Source organism: Streptomyces sp. NPDC048659, assembly GCF_040650575.1.
Taxonomy (GTDB): Bacteria; Actinomycetota; Actinomycetes; order Streptomycetales; family Streptomycetaceae; genus Streptomyces.
Genome location: NZ_JBEZHM010000137.1, coordinates 1 through 2,274 on the forward strand (window position 1 = coordinate 1; position 2,274 = coordinate 2,274).

The 2,274-nt window shown below is 71.2% G+C and carries 1 protein-coding gene and 1 pseudogene; both read left to right on the forward strand.

Features of this window, described 5'->3' with window-relative positions:
• Positions 1-97 precede the first annotated feature (97 nt).
• Positions 98-1,318: pseudogene (locus AB0C99_RS39605) on the forward strand (methyltransferase domain-containing protein); the annotation flags it as partial.
• 346 nt (positions 1,319-1,664) lie between these two features.
• On the forward strand, positions 1,665-2,274 hold a 610-nt coding region (locus AB0C99_RS39610), incomplete at its 3' end, for a hypothetical protein (protein WP_362485354.1).

Below are 2,274 nucleotides of genomic sequence, written 5' to 3' on the forward strand. Positions count from 1 at the left end.
AAGGCATATGCGGCTGACGCCCGCACCTGCGTGAATTCCGCGTCGAATTCGCGATCATGCGGGTGGAGCACCGAATTCCGTACCGAGTCAATGTGCGGGCCGCGTCCTCTTCGTCCGCCACGCGCTCCCCGGCGAGCGGGTCCGCGCCCGGATCACCGAGGGCGAGGAGACCTCCCGCTTCCTGCGCGCCGACGCGGTCGAGATCCTGGACCCGTCCAAGGACCGCATCGAGGCGCCCTGCCCCTTCGCCGGCCCCGGCAAGTGCGGCGGCTGCGACTGGCAGCACGCCAAGCCGGGCGCCCAGCGCCGCCTCAAGGGCGAGGTGCTCGCCGAGCAGCTCCAGCGGCTCGCGGGCCTGACCCCCGAGGAGGCCGGCTGGGACGGCACGGTCGTCCCCGCCGAAGGCGACAAGCTGCCCGCGGGCGAGGTCCCGAAGTGGCGCACCCGCGTCCAGTACGCGATCGACGCCGACGGCCACGCGGGCCTGCGCAAGCACCGCTCGCACGACGTCGAGGTCGTCGACCACTGCATGATCGCCGCCGAGGGCGTCTCCGAGCTCGGCATCGAGAAGCGCACCTGGGAGGGGATGGCGTCGGTCGAGGCCATCGCCGCCTCCGGCTCCCACGACCGCCAGGTCATCCTCACCCCCCGCCCCGGCGCCCGCCTCCCGCTGGTCGAGCTCGACAAGCCGGCCTCCGTCCTGCGCGTCGACGAGAAGGACGGCGGCGTCCACCGCGTCCACGGCCGTGGCTTCGTCCGCGAGCGCGCCGACGACCGCACTTACCGCGTCGGCAGCGGCGGCTTCTGGCAGGTCCACCCGAAGGCCGCCCAGACCCTGATGCTCGCCGTGATGCAGGGCCTCACGCCCCGCAAGGGCGAGACCGCCCTGGACCTCTACTGCGGCGTCGGCCTCTTCGCGGGCGCCCTCGCCGACCGCGTGGGCGACCAGGGCGCGGTCCTCGGCATCGAGTCCGGCAAGCGCGCCGTCGAGGACGCCCGCCACAACCTGGCCGGCTTCCCGCGCGTCCGCATCGAGCAGGGCAAGGTCGAGTCGGTCCTCCCGCGCACGGGCATCACCGAGGTCGACCTGATCGTCCTGGACCCGCCCCGCGCGGGCGCCGGCAAGCAGACCGTCCAGCACCTCGCCCGCCTCGGCGCCCGCCGCATCGCCTACGTCGCCTGCGACCCGGCGGCCCTGGCCCGCGACCTGGGGTACTTCCGGGAGGGCGGCTATCGGGTGCGGACGCTGCGGGCGTTCGACTTGTTTCCGATGACGCACCATGTGGAGTGCGTCGCCATCCTGGAGCCGGTTAAGTAAGGGCTCTGACCTGGGGTTTTGTGGGTGCGCGGTATGTGCGGTGTGGGCGTTACGGGCGATATCTTGACGCTGAAATGACGCTCGTGACGCCCATTTGACGCTCGTCCTGATGGGATGTCAGGTCAGGGCTGGGTTGCTCAGGTCGTTCCCCTCCCTGTCCTGCTGACTACGCAAGGCGTCTTCTACGTCCACTGGGTGGCGCTGGGCGTTGTGGCGGCTTCCCTACGGCTGAGAGCCCCGTCCCGCGTGTGTTTGGATGCCGCACGCGCTCCTCTACGAGCCCTCGGTTGCCCGTTCCGCCATGGGCGTCCAGGTGCTAATGGCCAAGGCGCGGGGATGCCCCCGGGTGGCGAGCGCCGCCGTCACCCGCTCGACCGCGCCGTCGACGGTCTCGTGCTTGGAACGAGAGGCGACGGAGATCCTGCTGGCATTGCGTCGCTTCGTCGCCGCGCCGGTGCCCGGTACCTCCTGGCGGCTGCGCGCCTTCCTGCCGGCCTCGGAGCTCATTCGCGTCCGTCTGGAAGACGACGTGTCCAGGGCCGTACTGATCGAACTGCCCCACAACCCTGAGGCCGCACCTGCTTCGCTCGGCTCCTGGTGGTACGTAGGAGCACTGCGCGCCGCGGCCCGCTGGGCGGCCGACAACACCGAGGCGGGCGTCCTCGATCTCGGCACGCTCACAGCGGCCGGTGTTCTGCCCGACGCGGTGGAGGTCACGGCGGACGACGGTCTGGACTACGTAGTGGCCGACCTCGTCGGCGACCCGTACTGGCATGCCCCGGCAGCCACGGTCGCCCCGGACCTCTACTACCTCGTCGGTTTCGACACGCGTCAGCACGGGGTGGTACGTCTCTACTGCGTCCTCGCCGGCGTACAGGACGGCGTTGCGGCCCTTGCCGATGTCGACGAAGGCGGCCTCCATCGACGGCAGCACGTTCTGGACCTTGCCCAGGTAG